We start from the raw sequence: 15,401 nt of genomic DNA, 5'->3' as shown, positions 1-15,401 counted from the left end.
CAGGGGCAGGGTGGTCGCCTCACTTCTTCTTCGCCGGCTGCGCCGTCGGATCCTCGAACCTTATGCCGCAATTGTTCTTGAGCGAGGCCGTCTCGATCGCCTTCATCTCGCCTTTCAGCCGCGAGACTTCCGCCGCCGACGCCCCGTCGCCCTTGGCAAAGAACAGCGCCGGCCAGAAGATCACGAGCCCGACGCCGACGGCGACCGCGTCATTGTCCGCCTTCTTCTGCTGCACGCCGCTTGCGGCAATCGCCCGGGCCGAAACGGCGGTTGCCTCCTCGCGCAGCCGGTCGCAGGACAGGCTTTCATAGAGCGTCGACGACACGTAGGCCGCCTCGATATCCTTGGGCTTGCTGGCACAGGAAGAGAGCGCCGCGGCAAGCGCCACGGTGACTGCAATTGTCTTGTTCATGATGACCCCCAGTTGTGAACGCGTAAGGGGTGTCGCGTGTCTCGATCTGCGTCAAAGCCAAAGATTGCAGATTTCTGAAAAAGGGCAGGGTGTCCACAACCAAAAGTGGGCTGGTTTGGCGGCTTGCATCGCAAGCGCGCTCGAGGGCATGACGCGAGCCCCGACTGTCCACCTCCCCCTTGAGGGGGGAGGTCGCCGCGAAGCGGCGGGKGGGGGAAATCCTGCGCCGCCGCCCGTCGCCCCACCCCGGAGCTCCACTCCGACCCTCCCCCACAAAGGGGAGGGTGATGCCCTTACTCCATCGCCTCGAACACCATCGAATGCCCGTTGATGCAGTAGCGCAAGCCCGTAGGCTTCGGGCCGTCGGGAAACACATGGCCCAGATGCCCGCCGCAATTGGCGCAGCGGATTTCGGTGCGCACCATGCCGAACGCGGTGTCGCGGTGTTCGGTCACGGCGTCAGGCTTGACCGGTTCAAAATAGCTCGGCCAGCCGCAGCCGGCGTCGAACTTGGTGTCCGAGACGAAGAGCGGCTCGTCGCAGGCCGCGCAGCGATAGAGGCCTTTCTGGAAATTATCCCAATAGGGGCCGGTAAAGGGGCGCTCGGTGCCATGTTCGCGCAGGATGCGATATTGTTCCGGTGTCAGCTGCTCGCGCCATTCGGCATCGGACTTTGCAATCTTCGGGGCAGTTGTGGAAGCGGTCATGATGATCTCCTTGGGCGGCCGGGCGAAAGACAAGCACAGCCCGCCCGGCGTTGCACTATAGATAGGGTGCCCGATGTCGAGCGGCAATTGTCCCTTCCTGCCGTTTGTCGCCGGCGGGCCCGCGCCCTTTCACGATAAACTGAAATACATCGGCTGCTTTTCACTGAAACGTGGGTTGACGCGTCCGTGAAGGCGAAGTGTTCCGTTTTTGCTTGAGACGAAGGTTGGCATGTCCTAACACGGTCGCACCTTGTATCGACTGATGATCGAACACCGATCCGACGCCCACGGGGATGTGGAATGCCTGAGACGACGAGCGATCTGACCTGGATCGCGATGCTCTTGCCCTTCGCGGCAGCCCTTTTGGCGCCCTGGCTCACGGCGCGCCTCGGTGCCGCCGCTGCCTGGGTTCTCGCCGTGGCTCCCGCGCTCGCTTTCCTCCATTTCCTCGGCTTCCTGCCGGAGATCGCAGCGGGCGAGCGGGTGACCGGCGGATTTGCCTGGGTGCCCAGCCTCAATCTCTCCTTCTCCTGGCTGCTTGATGGTCTGTCGCTCACCTTCGCGCTTTTGATCACCGGCATCGGCGCGCTGATCGTGCTTTATGCCGGTGGCTATATGAAGGGCCATCCACAGCAGGGCCGCTTCTTCAGCTATATCCTGCTCTTCATGGGTGCCATGCTCGGGGTCGTCGTCTCCGACAGTTTCCTGATGCTCTTCGTCTTCTGGGAGCTGACCTCGATCACCTCCTTCCTGCTGATCGGCTTCGACCACACCCGGGAAGCCTCGCGCCGCGCCGCCCTCCAGGCGCTTGTGGTGACCGGCGGCGGCGGCCTTGTCCTGCTGGCGGGCCTCATCTTCGTCTGGAACATCACCGGCATCAGCCAGCTCTCGCTGCTCTTGTCGACCGGCGACATCCTGCGCGAAAGCCCCTTTTATATGGCGGCCCTTCTGCTCGTGCTCGGCGGCGCCTTCACCAAGTCGGCCCAGTTCCCCTTCCACTTCTGGCTACCCAATGCCATGGAAGCGCCGACCCCGGTCTCGGCCTATCTGCATTCCGCCACCATGGTGAAGGCCGGCGTCTATCTCCTGATGCGCCTCAACCCGGTCATGGGCGGCACGCCCGCCTGGGAGATCTTGCTTCCCTTCTTCGGTGGCATCACCCTGCTGGTCGGGTCTGTGCTCGCGGTGCGCCAGACCGATCTGAAGCTGATGCTCGCCTATACCACGGTCGCCTCGCTCGGCCTGCTGGTCATGCTCACCGGCTTCGATACCCCTTATGCGGTTGAAGCGGCGGTGCTTTATCTCGTCGCCCATTCGCTGTTCAAGGGCGGCCTCTTCATGGTCGCCGGCATCATCGATCATGAAACCGGCACCCGCGACATCCGCCTGCTCGGCGGGCTTCGCAAACTGATGCCGATCACCTTTGCCGCAGCCATCCTCGGCGGCATCTCCATGGCCGGCCTTCCGCCTCTCTTCGGCTTCCTCGCCAAAGAAGAGATCTATGCGGCGCTCGCCGGCGCTTCGCCCCGCGCCATTCTCTTCACGGCTGTCGCCGTCATCGGCAATGCGCTGATGTTCGTCATCGCCTTTGCCGTCGGCTTGAAACCCTTCGTCGGTGAAGAACGCAAGACGCCGAAACATGCCCATGAGGGGCCGATCTTCCTCTGGCTCGGTCCGCTCACGCTCGCCCTCCTGTCGCTCGCCGGCGCCATCCTCTCAAGCGTCGCCCACCGCTACATTACCTCGCCCATGGCAAGCGCCATCGATGGCGAGCCGCAGGCGGTGACCATCAGCCTCATCCCCCATATCGGCGTGCCGCTTGCGCTCTCGGTTCTGACGATTGTGCTGGGTGTCGTCCTCTATCTCGGCCTCGAGCGCCTGCGCGCCGCCGTCGACCGGCTGGTGGTCGGCCTCGGCTTCAGCCCCGACCGCGGCTTCGACCATTTCGTCGCCGGCCTTGTCGCGCTCTCGGTGCGGGTCACCCGCGTCATCCACAATGGCCGGCTGGAAGTCTATATCACCACCACCTTCATCCTGGTCGCGCTCGTTCTTCTGGTCACGCCTGTCGTCTATGGCGAACTGCCGGCGGTCCCCGCCTGGCCGTCCGATCTCGGCCTTGCCGAAGCCGCCTTCCTCGCCATCGCGGTGATCGGGGTTGCCGCCGTGCTGTCGGCCCGCGATCGCCTCACCGCCATCGTCTGCCTCGGCATCCAGGGCTTTGCGCTCGCCGTTCTCTTCCTGCTCTTCGGCGCGCCGGATCTCTCCTTCACCCAGTTCATGGTCGAGACGCTTTCCGTCGTCATCCTCGCCTTGGTCATGACGCGGCTCAGGCTCTCGCTCACCGATCACCGCCCGCTCATTGCCCGCCTGCTGGATGGTGCGGCCGCCATCGCCTGCGGCATCGGCTTTGCGCTCCTGTTGATCCGCGCCACATCCGCCCCCTTCGATGCCACCCTGACGGAATTCTTCGCCACCTATTCCAAGGCGATCGCCCACGGCGCCAATGTCGTCAACGTCATCATCGTCGATTTCCGCGGCGTGGATACGCTCGGCGAAATCTCTGTCGTCATGATCACCGGCCTCGCCATTTTGGCGCTCATCCGCATCCGCGTTGCCCCGGCGGTCCCAACCGCCTCCGTCGTCTCCCCACCGGCCGGCTCATTTGGTGCCGTGAAGGGCAAGAAGAAGGGGAGGGGCAAGTGATGGTGGCCTCTGTTCTTGTTCGGCCTTCAGCCCGCCGCTCCGCGTCGCTTCCTGCAGATCTCTGCTGGCCTCCGGCCCACCCCCCTCTGTCGGCTGCGCCGACATCTCCCCCACACGGGGGGAGAGTGGTGGCTGGCTTCCTGCCCGCCAATTTTGATGCGGCCGATGCTGCACGCCATCAGCGGAAATCGCCGACCCTGGCCGCCTTCCGCTCTCCCCCCATGTGGGGAAGATGCCCGGCAGGGCAGAGGGGGGTAAGCCTTGGCCGCAGCTTTACACCTGGGGAGGCCCCGCGATGAACACGCTCATCTTCCGCACCTTTGCGCCCTTCCTGACCGCGCTGATGCTGCTCTTCTCGATCTTCGTCCTCTTGCGCGGCCACAACGAGCCCGGCGGCGGTTTCATCGGCGGCCTGATCGGCGCCTCTGCCTTTGCCATCTACGGCATCGCTTTCGGCGTCCAGGCCGTGCGCCGCGCGCTCTGGTTCCACCCGATGTCGATCGCCGGCTGCGGCCTTCTGATCTCCACGCTCTCAGGCTTCATCTCGGCGCCTCTCGGGCTGCCTTTCATGACCGGTGTGTGGATCTACCCGACGCTCTTTGGCGTCGAAGTGCCGCTCGCCACCGTCGTCTCCTTCGATGTCGGCGTCTATCTCGTCGTCGTCGGCACCTTCACCTCGATCGCGTTGGCGCTGGAAGAAAGGGATGACGCCTGATGGAACCCGTCTTCGCCCTCGTCGTCGGCATCTTCTTCGCCGCCGCCTTTTATCTGATGATGTCCAAACACATCATCCGCGTCCTGCTCGGCATCGTGCTGCTCGGCAATGCCGTCAACATGCTGATCTTCACCGCCGGTCGCCTGACGCCATCAATCCCGCCGATCATCCCCGCCGGTGAGACGGTGCTGCCGGCCGGCACCGCGAACCCATTGCCCCAGGCGCTGATCCTGACCGCCATCGTCATTTCCTTCTCCTTCTTCTGCTTCCTCCTGGTCTTGACCTGGCGCGCCTATCAGGACCTCGGCACCGATGACACCGACGAGATGCGCGTCGCCGAACCCGTCAACGATCCTGCCCCGCCGATGGGGTATTGAGGATGGGGATGACCGAGATTTCCATGGCTGGCATTGCTCGCCAAAAGCCCCTCTGGCCTGCCGGCCATCTCCCCCACAAGGGGGGAGAAGCCTCGCGGCAAGCCGTCCGCGCAGCCTTGAGAGGGCGCCGCCGGGTTAAGCCCTCCCCCTCGTGGGGAGGGTTTGGGAGGGGCCTTGTTTTGCCTGCCGCCGCCACCCGCATTCCGCCCATCGCATTGCCTGGAGGTCCCGCCTGATGGCCAGCCCCGCCACCACCGCCGTCGACCTCACCGCCGCCCTCGTCGCCGCGCCGGTGGAGAGCGCCCAATGGCTGGCGATCCTGCCGATCGGTCTTTGCCTCGGCGTCGGCGCGCTATTGATGATGATCCGCCACCGGACCGATTGGCATGCGCCGGTGGCGCTTGCCGGTCTCGCCCTCCTGGTGCTGGTCGACATGCTGCTGCTCTCCAGGGTGCTGACCGACGGCCCGCTCACCATGATGATGGGCCGCTGGCGCCCGCCCTTCGGCATCGCCATCACGGTCGATCTGACCGGCGCGCTTCTCGCGCTCGCCGCCGCCATCGTTGCTTTTGCCTGCGCGCTTTACGCCAATGTCGATATCTCGACCAGCGGCCGACGTTACGGTTTCTATCCGCTCCTGATGGTGCTGATGGCCGGCGTCTCCGGCGCCTTCCTGACCGGCGACCTTTTCAACCTCTATGTCTGGTTCGAAGTCCTGCTGATCTCGTCCTTCGGGCTTCTGATCCTCGGCTCGGAACGTCCGCAGATCGACGGCGCCCTGAAATATGCGGTCCTGAACCTGATCGCCACGACCCTCTTCCTGATCGCCACCGCCTATCTCTATGCGATCTTCGGCACGCTCAACATGGCCGATATTGCCCGCAAGGCGCCGGCCCTGTCCGCGACTGCTCCCTTGATGACGCTTGCGGCACTCTTCGTTCTGGCTTTCTCGATGAAGGCCGCAGCCTTCCCGGTCAATTTCTGGCTGCCGGCCTCCTATCACACGCCGCGTGTCGTCGTGTCGGCCCTGTTTGCCGGACTGCTCACCAAGGTCGGCGTCTATGCGCTTCTCCGCGTCATGGTCATGCTGCTGCCGATCGAGCGCGAGGGCTTGAGCTTTGCCATTGCCGTCATGGCGGCACTCACCATGATCCTCGGCGCCATGGGCGCGCTTGCCCAGAATGACATCCGCCGCACCCTCGGCTTCATCGTCATCGCCGGCATCGGCAACATCATGGCCGGTATCGCGATCGGCGGCAGCGTCGCGGTGGGCGCTGCGATCTTCTACGCGCTCCATTCGATCCTGCTGATGACGGCCCTTTACCTCGTCTCCGGCGAAATAAGACGCCTCGGCGGCAGCTTCGGCCTCGACCGGCTGAGCGGCTTGTGGATTTCGGCGCCCGTCTTTGCCGCTGTGTGCCTCGCCCTGTTCTTTGCGGCAAGCGGCCTGCCACCCTTTTCCGGCTTCTGGCCGAAGGCAATCCTGGTCAAGGCCTCGCTCGATATCGGCGCCTGGTGGCTGGCGGCAAGCGTGCTCGTTTCCGGCTTCCTGATGACAATGGCTTTCGGCCGCGTCTTCCTCTTTGCCTTCTGGCGTCCGGCAGTCGAGACGGCAAGCAACGCGCCTGCGATGCTCGGTGGCCCGCCGCCGGTGTCCATGCCGTCGCTGTCGCTCGCCCGCACCGAAAACCGCTGGCGGCTTGCACCCATCGTGCTGCTCTCGGCCTTCGTCGTCGGCTTCGGCCTCTTCCCCGAACGCCTGATCATTGCCACCCAGCAGGCGGCCTCTGATCTTGCCGATCCCTCGGCCTATATCCGCTCCGTCTTCCCTGAAGGAGATGTCCGATGACCGCGACCGCAATCGCCATTCTGATGGCCGTCGTCTGGGCCATCGTCTCGGGCAGCTTCTCGCTGCACAATCTCATCTTCGGCTTCGTCCTGTCGCTGCTCACGCTCTCGCTGCTGCGCGGCCATCGCCCGGGATCGGGCGAGACCAGCCGCACGTTGCGCATCCTGTCGCTGCTCTGGCTCTTCCTGGTCGAACTCGCCAAATCCGCCTGGCGCGTCGCGGTCATGGCCACGCGGCCGAGGCTTGATCTCCATCCCGGCATTTTCGCTTATCCGCTGCGCGTTCAGGGCGATTTCCAGATCAGCCTGCTTGCCAATCTGATCACGCTGACACCAGGCACGCTTTCGGTCGACGTGTCGGCCGACCGCAGCACGCTCTACATCCACGCCGTCGATTGCACCGATGTCGAGGCCGCCCGCCGCGATATCGCCGATGGTTTCGAGGCGAAGATCATGGAGGCCTTCCCGCAATGACGCCGGAACTGATCGTCGAAACCGCCGGACGCTTCGCACTCGTCGTCCTCGTGCTTGCCACCCTGCTCACCGTCTGGCGCGCCGTGGTCGGCCCGACGCTGCCGGATCGGGTCGTCGCGCTCGACATGCTCGTCGGCATTGTCATCGGTTTCATCGCCGTAACTGCGCTCAGAACCGGCTATACGCTCTATGTCGACATCGCCATTGCGCTCGGCCTTGTCGGTTTCCTCGCCACCGTCGCCTTTGCCCGCTTCATCCTGGTCCGGGGCAATGTGAGCGAAGCCGCAGCACAAGGCGCATCCGCGACCGGCAAGGTCTCGGCGGAGGGAAAACCGGCGGGCAAGAAGCCGGCCAAGGCCGCCCGCGCATCGGCCGGCGCAAAGAAGGAGGGCAGGTGATGTCCGAACCGCTCCAGATCGTCCTCGCTCTCGCTATCGCCGCCTTGATCGTCATCGGCGCGCTCTTCTCGCTGGTCGCCGCCATCGGCCTCGTCCGCTTTCCGGACGTCTATACCCGCATGCACTCCGCCTCCAAGGCCGGCACCGTCGGCTCCGGCCTGCTTCTGCTCGCCGTCGGCATCCATTCGGGCGATCTCGCAACCTTCGGCCGCGCCATGGCCGGCATCGTCTTCTTCATCCTGACGGCGCCTGTCGCTGCCCATCTGCTCGCCCGTGCTGCCCACAAGGCCGGATACAAGTTGTCAGATGTATCGGTGCGTGATGATATGAGTAAATAGACATTCATCCGTGATCAGAAGTTACGTCAATTGACTTTTTACAATCGTGGCGCGGTGGCTGGCGAGAAATTGCAGCACAGAGCAATAAAGCTGCTTTGTACCCATGATATTTAGTAGAAATAACAGGTGGACATTTGTCGGCAGGGTGCTAATCCAGTGCTCAGTGAGCTGATCTGTTGTCTTTCTGGCTCCATTCACGCATTTTCGGCTTACCTATTGTAGGCGGTCAAGTATTGGCGACGATATGCTGATGGTGTTTCGAATCGGGATTGCACCGCAATTCTGGGGCTTGATCCGGTCATATGTGGGGGCTGAGAGTGTTCTGTACCTGTTCTGGTTGGGGCCGGTAGGTACAAAGTTGATATCTTTGACACGCGTATCGGCGGACGCGCGTGATCCTTGAACAGGAGAATGACATGAGTGAAGTAGAACAAGGCCCTGGATCGCAGCTTTTGGTCGAACTGACGGCGGACATCGTCTCGGCCTATGTCAGCAACCACGTGGTACCAGTTACCGACCTGACCAATCTGATTGCAGATGTGCACATGGCGCTGAGCAACACCTCCTCGCCGACGCCGGCGCCGGTGGTGGTCGAGAAGCCAAAGCCCCCGGTTCCGATCCGCAAGTCGATCGAGGACGACTATCTGATCTGCCTGGAAGACGGCCAGAAGTTCAAGTCGCTGAAGCGCCACTTGATGACCCATTACAACATGACTCCGGAAGAATACCGCGAGAAGTGGGGCCTGCCGGCCGATTATCCGATGGTCGCCCCTGCCTATGCCGAAGCGCGCTCGCGCCTCGCCAAGGAAATGGGCCTCGGCCAGCGCCGCAAGCGCGGCAAGTAAGATTTCCGCCTTTCGAGGTGGTGCATGGATCGGCCGGACCCTGGGGTTCGGCCTTTTTTGTGGACGAAGGGCGGAAAATATTCCTTTTTATCGACGGATGAGGCGAAGCTTTCTTCCATCCCTCAATTCATGGGGTTTATTTCGCCGAAATCTCTGCTAATTATATAGGAAGAAAATCCTATACGGAGATCGCTATGCCTATCGAGTCCCTGATCTCGCAGACCGTCAGCCTCCGGCCAGTAAACGGACACGACCTTGCGGCGGACGCCGAAGCCGCCGGAATAGAACCACATGATGCCAAGCCAAGACGCCTCTCTACACACACGGGCGAGGTCACACGCCCAAACGCGGATTTCGACGAAGTCGATGCCGCAGACGCCCTCACGGACCGTCCGCTCACGCCTGAGCGCCGCTTGCTCTGCATGATCGTCCGCCAGCTCACCCAGGAATTGCTGCAGGCCATCGGCCTCGACAGCGACAGCGGCGGGCGCCGCCGCAGTGCCGGCCATGTCCGCCAGGTCGCCATGTATGTCTGCCACGTCGCCTATTCCATGCCCATGGGCGAGGTGGCGCAAGCCTTCGGCCGCGACCGCTCCACCGTCGGCCATGCCTGCCGCATGGTCGAAGACCGCCGCGACGATGCCGCCTATGACGGTTTCGTCACCATTGTCGAGCGCATGGCAAGCGCCGTCTATCTGCTGGCAGGACGCCGCCCATGACCCGCAACCACGCAAACACCCCGAGCGACCATCTGAACAGCCAAGGAAACAGCAACGCGGGCCGTTCCGCGGTCGCAAGCCTGCCTGCCTCATCGCAAGGGCAGAAGCCGAAGCCGCTTGCCGCCCCACTCGCCAGCGCCGTCGACCGCCACCAGCAAAAGCGCATCCGCCTGTTCCTGCGCCGGGCGCTTGCAGGCCCGGTCCTGCTGCCCTCGCCATCTGAGGTGCAGGAGCAGCCGCAGCCGCAGTCACCCCCGCCCGTCGACGTCGACGCGCAACTGCTCGACCGCCTCGTCGCCGAGGGACTGCTGACCCGCGACGGCGATCAGCTCTGCGCCACATCGGAGACCGCTGCCTATCTCCGACGCGCGCTGTGCGACGAGACGGGCGACCCCTTCGCCGATCAGCACCGCACGCTGGAGCCGCAGGTGCTGGTCACGCCGGAAGGCCGCCAGCCGGCGCGCCGCAATCTGGCCGAGTCCCCGCTCTTCCCGCTGTTGCGGCTGAAGGAAAAGGATGGTCGGCCCTTCCTCAACCAGGAGGCCATGGCCGCTGGCGAAAGGCTTGCTGCCGATTTCGACCATGGCAACCTGCAGCCGCGTATCACGGCCAGCTGGCAGCCACGCCTGTCGACAAAGGTGAAAGGTGCGGCCCCCGCAGGCCCCGACTTGGCCGACAGCCGCATCGCCGCCCGCAACCGGGTCAACCGCGCCATCGAGGCCATGGGCCCTGAGCTCTCGGGCGTCGCCCTCGACATCTGCTGCTTCGGCAAGGGCTTGGAACTGGTCGAGCGCGAACGCCAATGGCCGGCCCGCTCGGCGAAGCTGATGCTGCGCACAGCCCTCTTGGCACTCGCCCGCCACTACGCCCCGCCGCCGCCAAAATCCCGCCCGCGCCACTGGGGCGACGAGGGCTTTCGCCCGGAGATGGGGTGAGGGGGAGGAAGGGATCAGAAAAGTCTGGTGTCGAGGTGAGCCGGTCACACCATCCGTCGCGCCGCCTCTTCGCGAATGCGCTGAATCATCGAGCGCAACCCGTTGGCGCGCTGGGCGGTCAGATGCTCGAGCAGTCCGATCTGCTTGAAGAGGTCAAGCGCATCGAAGGCAACGACCTCAGAGGCCTTCTTGCCGGAATAGGCTTCGAGCACGATGGCGACGAGCCCGCGCACGATGAACGCGTCGCTGTCGCCGCGAAAAGTCATGACCGGATCGGCGCCGTCGCCGGCGGTAACCGACAGCCACACCTGGCTCGCGCAACCCTGCACCTTGTTCTCCGCTGTCTTCTCGGCCTCGGGAAGATCGGGCAGCGCCTTGCCGAGCTCGATGACATAACGCATCCGGTCCTCCCAGTCGTCGAGAAAGCCGAAGTCGTCGATCATCGCTGCAAGTGTGGTCATTCGCGCACCCGTTTGTTCCGTCCGCCCCATATAGGCCAGCCCGGAGCGGAAATGAACCGTCTGGGTGTGGAAAGATCACCGGCGTGTCCGGTCGGTGTCAGGGTCATCGAGGCCCGGATCGGAATCAAGATCAGGCATCGGACCATGCATCCGTCCGTGGCGGATCGTCACGATGTCGATCCATGGATGCTCGTAAATATAGTCGAGGATGTAGTCACCGAAAACAAGGCTGCGCCCGCCCGCGTGTGTCAGGCCGTGCAGCCGGTTGCCCGCTTCCGGAAACGCGAGCAGCGTGACGCGGGCCTGTTTCACAGCATGGGCAAACTTCCGCGCAGCGGCAGGGTTGCGTTTGCGCAGATAGGCACTCTCCTGTCGGACATAAGCGGCTGCATCACGCGCTAGCCGGATGTGGATCATGCAACATTGCCGGCGATGATCTGGTCCATCTCGGCAATGACGTCGTCAAAATCCTCATATTCACCAGCAGCGATCTGCGCGCGCCCCTCGATCGCATTCAGTATATCGCCACCTTCTTGCAAGAGATAAGCGCGGACGGCCCTGACAATGATCTGGCTGCGGGAACGTTCTGTCGCCTCCGCAATGGTCTCGACCTGAGCAAGCACATCGGATGGCATATGAAGCGTGACGGATTCGGTTGGCTTGGTCGTCATGATCAGGCAACTCCAGATCGGGCTGAATGACAGTGTAAAACGTTGTCTTGCAGTCTGCAATGCGTCTGCGACCGCCCCTGCCCAACCGAAAAAAAGGCCGCGAGACGAAATCTCGCGGCCCGGCAAATGCCGATAGTTTTCAGTTCAGGGACAGGCAGACAGGCATCCCGGCCCGAAATCGGGAAAGGGATGCAAGGGGGAGGGGCGTTGGGCGCCCCGCAATTCGTCGGGTGGGAAACCGGGTCGTCTCCTCGGCGGGATCCGGTTTCGGCTCAAACTCAGGGCTTGGGCGGCGTATAGGGCTTCGGCAGGTGTTTTGGCCGGGCGTCGGGAACGACGGTTCCCGTCACGATGGCTTCCCGCACTGGGTCTTCCGTCTCGGCAACCGCATGGACGGGCGTTTCCACTTGAGGCTTAACGATCTCCACCACGCCCTTTTTCGGCAAAGGCATCTCCTCGGCCACCTTGGCCGAACCGTCATCGCTGAACTGCTTGTCGAGCAGCTGATAGGCAACAAGCGCCCCCTCGCGGGCCCGCTGGCCGAGCGCCTGGAAGGTCTGCTTGCCCTTTTCGCAGACATCCGGCTTCTCGACGCAGATCGAGGAGACATAGGCATAGGCGTCGGTCGCCGCCGCAAACGCGTCCCCGATCTGAAGCGTCGCGCCGCCCTGTCCTTCTTCCCGGGGCGGACTGCCGAGATAGGACAGCGCAACAAGCGCCACCGAGCAATAGAAAGTTCCCTTGATCAGAAACCACATGATCGTCACCGATATCCCTGTTGCCGGTCGTTGCCGGACTTTCGTCGGGTTGTCCCGAACTAATGGGCTGGACCCTAGCCCCCGATTCGCCAAAATCGCTTTTCGAAAACCCCGCGCTTTCGAGACGAATTTGATTAAAATGCGTTCGATCGCCGGTTGTTCGCCCTTTCCCGTCAAAGTTTATCGGCCGTCGTTAAGCATAAGTGTGGCGAGCGCCCGACAATCCACCGTTTCTTCGAGGGGTTCGCTGCCCCAAGCGTTAACGCTGTCGTGAAAAATTGAACGAAATCAGCGCTTACGCTCCATTAACCATAGAATGGAAAGGACCAGATCCCTGTCCCGTTTCGGGTCGGATCGGCCCGATCGGCGCCTTTCCGAGCCCCAGCCTTATCTATTCCTTAAGCGCGTGGCGCCTATTGTCCGGCAGTGAAATGAGATGAACCCATCGCGGATTTCTGGCGTGGTTGTATTGCGTAAAATGTCGGATGCTTGGACGATGGCGATGGACGCGCTGATGCTGCGCGTGCTTGCGCGCCATGCCGGAACGCGTGCGACCGACGCTGCCGAACTCCGCCTCCTGCGTCGCCTGACGGCAGGCTTTGCCGCAGCACTCATGCTCTTCCCCGCCGGCCTCACGCTTATCTTCGGCGCCGCCGCCGGCCTGCCGATCGGCGTGTCGCTGGCCTTCAGCCTCTATCTCATCTCTGCCGTCGCACTGGTGGCCGGCACCCGCTTCGGCGCTGGTCGTGCAGATGCCCGCGAGGCGGATGCCGAACCGATGATCGACCCCTGGGACTATTGCCCCGGGCTCTTCCTAACGCTCGATACCGCCGGTGTCGTGCGCGCCTCCGGTGGCCGTGACCGCGATCTCTTCCTGTCCTTCCTGCGCGAACCGCTCGCCCGGCCTTTCGTCGAGCAGGTCCATGTTTCCGACCGTTTGGCCTTTGCCCGTGCGCTGGATGACCTGCGCCTCGGCGCCGATATCGTCGTCATTGATCTCCGCCTCGATCGTCCGGTGCTTGGCCTCGATCAGGCCCAGTTCCTCAATGTCCGCCTCGACATGACCGCCGTGCGCGGGCCCGATGGCCAGCTCTCTGCAGTGCGCGCCCAGATGCTTGACATCGAAGGCGAAATGCAGATGCGCGATGCCGTGCGCGTCAAGGAACACGAAGCCCATGCCGCCCACGAGCTGAAGAGCCGCTTCCTCGCCGCCGTCAGCCACGAGATGCGCACGCCGCTCAACGCCATTCTCGGCTTTTCCGACATCCTCGCCGGCGAATATTTCGGCAAGCTCGAAAACGACCGCCAGCGCGAATATGTCCAGCTGATCCGCCAGTCGGGCGTCCATCTGCTCTCGGTGGTCAACACCATGCTCGACATGTCGAAGATCGAGGCCGGCCGCTACGAGCTGATGCTGGAAAGCTTCGACGTCGCCGAGACGCTGACGGAATGTGAGCGCATGCTCTCGCTGCAGGCCTCGGCCAAGGGCGTCAAGCTCTCAAGCCGCCTGCCGCGCGGTCTGGGCGACATCACCGCCGACAGCCGGGCGCTTCGCCAGATCGTCATCAACCTGATCGGCAATGCCATCAAGTTCACCCCCGCCGGCGGCGCCGTCACGCTGGATGCCATGCGCCGGGGTTCCGATTTCGTCGTCTCGATCAGCGACACCGGCTGCGGCATCGCGCCGGAAAAGATGGCGCTCCTCGGCCGTCCCTTCACCCAGATCCAGGACGACCTCAATCGCAATCACGAAGGCTCAGGCCTGGGGCTTTCGCTGGTCAAGGGCTTGACTGCGCTGCATGGCGGCACCTTTATGATCGAGAGCCATCGCGGCGAGGGCACGGTCGTGACCGTGACGCTGCCGGCCGACGGTTCCGGCACCGTAGCCGCCGACGACAACAACATGGTCGAATTCCCGCCGCGCCTGTCGCAGCCGGTTTTGACGAACGAGGAAAGCGGGAAAGCAGCGACGCATGACAAAGCGGAAGCGAAAATCGCCTGAGAAGAAAAAGCCGGCGCGTCACGCGCTGTCGCTGCTTCTCGCCGGCGGCACCGCGCTTGCGCGGCTCGCCGGGCGCTATCCGCGCTCGGTGGCTGGCGTCACCCTGTTTTCGCTCGTCTTCGGCACGGTCGCCGCCAATGCCCTCTGGTATCAGCCCGGCCAGCATCCGTCGCCCTTCCTGCGCACCCGCGACGCCGCCGATTTTACCGCTCTTGCCGGCATGCCCAAAAGCCCGCTGCTAAAAGCCCATGATCCGGCCAATGTCACCACCTTCAAGATCGAGCGGGAAGGGGAGGCGTCGACCGAAGAAACGGCCGAAGCCGCGCCTGCCGATGGCGCCACCCGCATGGCTGCCGATCCGCAGGCGACACCCGCAGCACTGCCTGCCGCCGCCAGCGAAACCGCCGATATCATCCGGAAGGTCCAGGCCGAACTCCTGCGCCGTGGCCTCTATCAGGGCGAACCCGACGGTGTGGTCGGCCCGCGCACCGAAACCGCCATCGCCGTCTTCCAGAAGACCGTCGGCATGGAGGCAAACGGGCTCGTCAGCCCGGAACTGCTCGCAGCCCTTGCGCTCGACCGCAATGTCACCGCCGCCGTGCCCGCCCAGCGTCCGGCGCCGGAGATCGCAAGCCCCGCCGAAGATCCCGTCGCCGCTGCCATCCGCTCGGCCGAAACCCGTGTCGTCACCGCCCCGCGCCGGCCCGTCACGGCTCCCGGCACGATGGCCGAACCCGCAAGACTTCCGGCAACGGCTCTCGTGCCGCCGCAGGATGTGAAGCCCGCCGCCGACCAGCCGCCGCCGATCCAGCAGGCGAGCTTCGATCCCGGCCTCGTCATGGAAATCCAGCGCGGCCTGTCGAACATGGCCTACAAGGACGTCACCATCGATGGCGTGCCCGGTGAACAGACCCGCGCCGCCATCCGCCGCTTCGAGCGCCATTACCAGCTGCCCGAAACCGGCGAGCCGAGTGCTGCCGTCCTGAAGAAGCTGAAGTCCATCGGCGCGCTCTGAGCCCCTTTTTCTGCATCTTTCGT

Annotated in this window: 18 protein-coding genes; 12 read left to right on the top strand and 6 right to left on the bottom strand. The window is 63.8% G+C overall.

The genetic code is table 11. From position 1 onward, the window contains the following. Positions 1-19 precede the first annotated feature (19 nt). Complete coding sequence (locus ASE36_RS02725) at positions 20-412, bottom strand: hypothetical protein (protein ID WP_062275376.1); 393 nt, start codon at positions 410-412, stop codon at positions 20-22. A 293-nt stretch (positions 413-705) separates the two neighbouring features. Beyond that, positions 706-1,119, bottom strand: coding sequence for a peptide-methionine (R)-S-oxide reductase MsrB (gene msrB / locus ASE36_RS02720; RefSeq protein ID WP_062277906.1), 414 nt, complete (start codon positions 1,117-1,119; stop codon positions 706-708). A 300-nt stretch (positions 1,120-1,419) separates the two neighbouring features. On the opposite strand from msrB, the gene ASE36_RS02715 reads away from it, so the two are divergent. The 10 genes from ASE36_RS02715 (at position 1,420) to ASE36_RS02670 (ending at position 10,471) form a co-directional block, all read left to right on the top strand. Further along, the gene (locus tag ASE36_RS02715; protein ID WP_062275374.1) at positions 1,420-3,822 is read left to right on the top strand and encodes a putative monovalent cation/H+ antiporter subunit A; all 2,403 of its coding nucleotides are present in this window, start codon (positions 1,420-1,422) and stop codon (positions 3,820-3,822) included. 295 nt (positions 3,823-4,117) lie between these two features. Next, complete coding sequence (locus ASE36_RS02710; protein ID WP_062275372.1) at positions 4,118-4,537, top strand: Na+/H+ antiporter subunit B; 420 nt, start codon at positions 4,118-4,120, stop codon at positions 4,535-4,537. Then, positions 4,537-4,914, top strand: a complete 378-nt coding sequence (locus tag ASE36_RS02705; protein ID WP_062275370.1) for a Na+/H+ antiporter subunit C — start codon at positions 4,537-4,539, stop codon at positions 4,912-4,914. The genes ASE36_RS02710 and ASE36_RS02705 overlap by 1 nt, the downstream gene beginning before the upstream one ends. 235 nt (positions 4,915-5,149) lie before the next feature. Continuing rightward, on the top strand, positions 5,150-6,763 hold the full coding sequence (locus ASE36_RS02700) for a Na+/H+ antiporter subunit D (RefSeq protein ID WP_062275368.1): 1,614 nt from the start codon (positions 5,150-5,152) through the stop codon (positions 6,761-6,763). Then, a complete protein-coding gene (locus ASE36_RS02695) occupies positions 6,760-7,236 on the top strand; it encodes a Na+/H+ antiporter subunit E (RefSeq protein ID WP_062275366.1) in 477 nt (158 codons plus the stop codon). The genes ASE36_RS02700 and ASE36_RS02695 overlap by 4 nt, the downstream gene beginning before the upstream one ends. After that, a complete protein-coding gene (locus tag ASE36_RS02690; protein WP_062275364.1) occupies positions 7,233-7,634 on the top strand; it encodes a cation:proton antiporter in 402 nt (133 codons plus the stop codon). Before ASE36_RS02695 ends, ASE36_RS02690 begins: the two co-directional genes overlap by 4 nt. Then, positions 7,634-7,972, top strand: a complete 339-nt coding sequence (gene mnhG, locus ASE36_RS02685) for a monovalent cation/H(+) antiporter subunit G (protein ID WP_062275362.1) — start codon at positions 7,634-7,636, stop codon at positions 7,970-7,972. The genes ASE36_RS02690 and mnhG overlap by 1 nt, the downstream gene beginning before the upstream one ends. A 416-nt stretch (positions 7,973-8,388) precedes the next feature. Beyond that, a complete protein-coding gene (locus ASE36_RS02680) occupies positions 8,389-8,817 on the top strand; it encodes a MucR family transcriptional regulator (protein WP_062275360.1) in 429 nt (142 codons plus the stop codon). A 194-nt stretch (positions 8,818-9,011) separates the two neighbouring features. Then, entirely contained in the window at positions 9,012-9,536 is a 525-nt protein-coding gene (locus tag ASE36_RS02675; protein WP_244474642.1) for a helix-turn-helix domain-containing protein, read from the top strand. Next, positions 9,533-10,471: a DUF6456 domain-containing protein gene (locus ASE36_RS02670; RefSeq protein ID WP_244474641.1), complete on the top strand. Its 939-nt coding sequence runs from the start codon at positions 9,533-9,535 to the stop codon at positions 10,469-10,471. Before ASE36_RS02675 ends, ASE36_RS02670 begins: the two co-directional genes overlap by 4 nt. 44 nt (positions 10,472-10,515) lie before the next feature. Here ASE36_RS02670 and ASE36_RS02665 read toward each other — a convergent pair whose 3' ends face one another. The 4 genes from ASE36_RS02665 to ASE36_RS02650 all read right to left on the bottom strand — a co-directional run bounded on the left by ASE36_RS02665 (position 10,516) and on the right by ASE36_RS02650 (position 12,361). Next, positions 10,516-10,932, bottom strand: a complete 417-nt coding sequence (locus ASE36_RS02665) for a SufE family protein (RefSeq protein WP_062275358.1) — start codon at positions 10,930-10,932, stop codon at positions 10,516-10,518. Between the two features lie 75 nt (positions 10,933-11,007). Beyond that, a complete protein-coding gene (locus ASE36_RS02660) occupies positions 11,008-11,349 on the bottom strand; it encodes a type II toxin-antitoxin system RelE/ParE family toxin (RefSeq protein ID WP_062275356.1) in 342 nt (113 codons plus the stop codon). Further along, entirely contained in the window at positions 11,346-11,603 is a 258-nt protein-coding gene (locus tag ASE36_RS02655) for a ribbon-helix-helix domain-containing protein (RefSeq protein ID WP_062275354.1), read from the bottom strand. The genes ASE36_RS02660 and ASE36_RS02655 overlap by 4 nt, the downstream gene beginning before the upstream one ends. A 278-nt stretch (positions 11,604-11,881) precedes the next feature. Continuing rightward, the gene (locus tag ASE36_RS02650) at positions 11,882-12,361 is read right to left on the bottom strand and encodes a DUF5330 domain-containing protein (RefSeq protein ID WP_062275352.1); all 480 of its coding nucleotides are present in this window, start codon (positions 12,359-12,361) and stop codon (positions 11,882-11,884) included. A 502-nt stretch (positions 12,362-12,863) separates the two neighbouring features. Between ASE36_RS02650 and ASE36_RS02645 the strand changes: the two genes are divergently transcribed. Together ASE36_RS02645 and ASE36_RS02640 are read left to right on the top strand one after the other, a co-directional pair. Next, positions 12,864-14,363: a sensor histidine kinase gene (locus tag ASE36_RS02645; protein ID WP_156378597.1), complete on the top strand. Its 1,500-nt coding sequence runs from the start codon at positions 12,864-12,866 to the stop codon at positions 14,361-14,363. Next, on the top strand, positions 14,335-15,378 hold the full coding sequence (locus tag ASE36_RS02640) for a peptidoglycan-binding protein (RefSeq protein WP_062275347.1): 1,044 nt from the start codon (positions 14,335-14,337) through the stop codon (positions 15,376-15,378). The genes ASE36_RS02645 and ASE36_RS02640 overlap by 29 nt, the downstream gene beginning before the upstream one ends. Positions 15,379-15,401: the final 23 nt, after the last annotated feature.

Source organism: Rhizobium sp. Root274, from assembly GCF_001429245.1.
Classification (GTDB): Bacteria; Pseudomonadota; Alphaproteobacteria; order Rhizobiales; family Rhizobiaceae; genus Allorhizobium.
This window is presented reverse-complemented; position numbering and strand designations above follow the sequence as displayed.

Excerpts from the sequence above, each read along its gene's own strand:
- ASE36_RS02725 (WP_062275376.1), bottom strand. The coding sequence starts at position 412 with ATGAACAAGACAATTGCAGTCACCGTGGCGCTTGCCGCGGCGCTCTCT.
- msrB (WP_062277906.1), bottom strand. The coding sequence starts at position 1,119 with ATGACCGCTTCCACAACTGCCCCGAAGATTGCAAAGTCCGATGCCGAA.
- ASE36_RS02715 (WP_062275374.1), top strand. The coding sequence starts at position 1,420 with ATGCCTGAGACGACGAGCGATCTGACCTGGATCGCGATGCTCTTGCCC.
- ASE36_RS02710 (WP_062275372.1), top strand. The coding sequence starts at position 4,118 with ATGAACACGCTCATCTTCCGCACCTTTGCGCCCTTCCTGACCGCGCTG.
- ASE36_RS02705 (WP_062275370.1), top strand. The coding sequence starts at position 4,537 with ATGGAACCCGTCTTCGCCCTCGTCGTCGGCATCTTCTTCGCCGCCGCC.
- ASE36_RS02700 (WP_062275368.1), top strand. The coding sequence starts at position 5,150 with ATGGCCAGCCCCGCCACCACCGCCGTCGACCTCACCGCCGCCCTCGTC.
- ASE36_RS02695 (WP_062275366.1), top strand. The coding sequence starts at position 6,760 with ATGACCGCGACCGCAATCGCCATTCTGATGGCCGTCGTCTGGGCCATC.
- ASE36_RS02690 (WP_062275364.1), top strand. The coding sequence starts at position 7,233 with ATGACGCCGGAACTGATCGTCGAAACCGCCGGACGCTTCGCACTCGTC.
- mnhG (WP_062275362.1), top strand. The coding sequence starts at position 7,634 with ATGTCCGAACCGCTCCAGATCGTCCTCGCTCTCGCTATCGCCGCCTTG.
- ASE36_RS02680 (WP_062275360.1), top strand. The coding sequence starts at position 8,389 with ATGAGTGAAGTAGAACAAGGCCCTGGATCGCAGCTTTTGGTCGAACTG.
- ASE36_RS02675 (WP_244474642.1), top strand. The coding sequence starts at position 9,012 with ATGCCTATCGAGTCCCTGATCTCGCAGACCGTCAGCCTCCGGCCAGTA.
- ASE36_RS02670 (WP_244474641.1), top strand. The coding sequence starts at position 9,533 with ATGACCCGCAACCACGCAAACACCCCGAGCGACCATCTGAACAGCCAA.
- ASE36_RS02665 (WP_062275358.1), bottom strand. The coding sequence starts at position 10,932 with ATGACCACACTTGCAGCGATGATCGACGACTTCGGCTTTCTCGACGAC.
- ASE36_RS02660 (WP_062275356.1), bottom strand. The coding sequence starts at position 11,349 with ATGATCCACATCCGGCTAGCGCGTGATGCAGCCGCTTATGTCCGACAG.
- ASE36_RS02655 (WP_062275354.1), bottom strand. The coding sequence starts at position 11,603 with ATGACGACCAAGCCAACCGAATCCGTCACGCTTCATATGCCATCCGAT.
- ASE36_RS02650 (WP_062275352.1), bottom strand. The coding sequence starts at position 12,361 with ATGTGGTTTCTGATCAAGGGAACTTTCTATTGCTCGGTGGCGCTTGTT.
- ASE36_RS02645 (WP_156378597.1), top strand. The coding sequence starts at position 12,864 with ATGGACGCGCTGATGCTGCGCGTGCTTGCGCGCCATGCCGGAACGCGT.
- ASE36_RS02640 (WP_062275347.1), top strand. The coding sequence starts at position 14,335 with ATGACAAAGCGGAAGCGAAAATCGCCTGAGAAGAAAAAGCCGGCGCGT.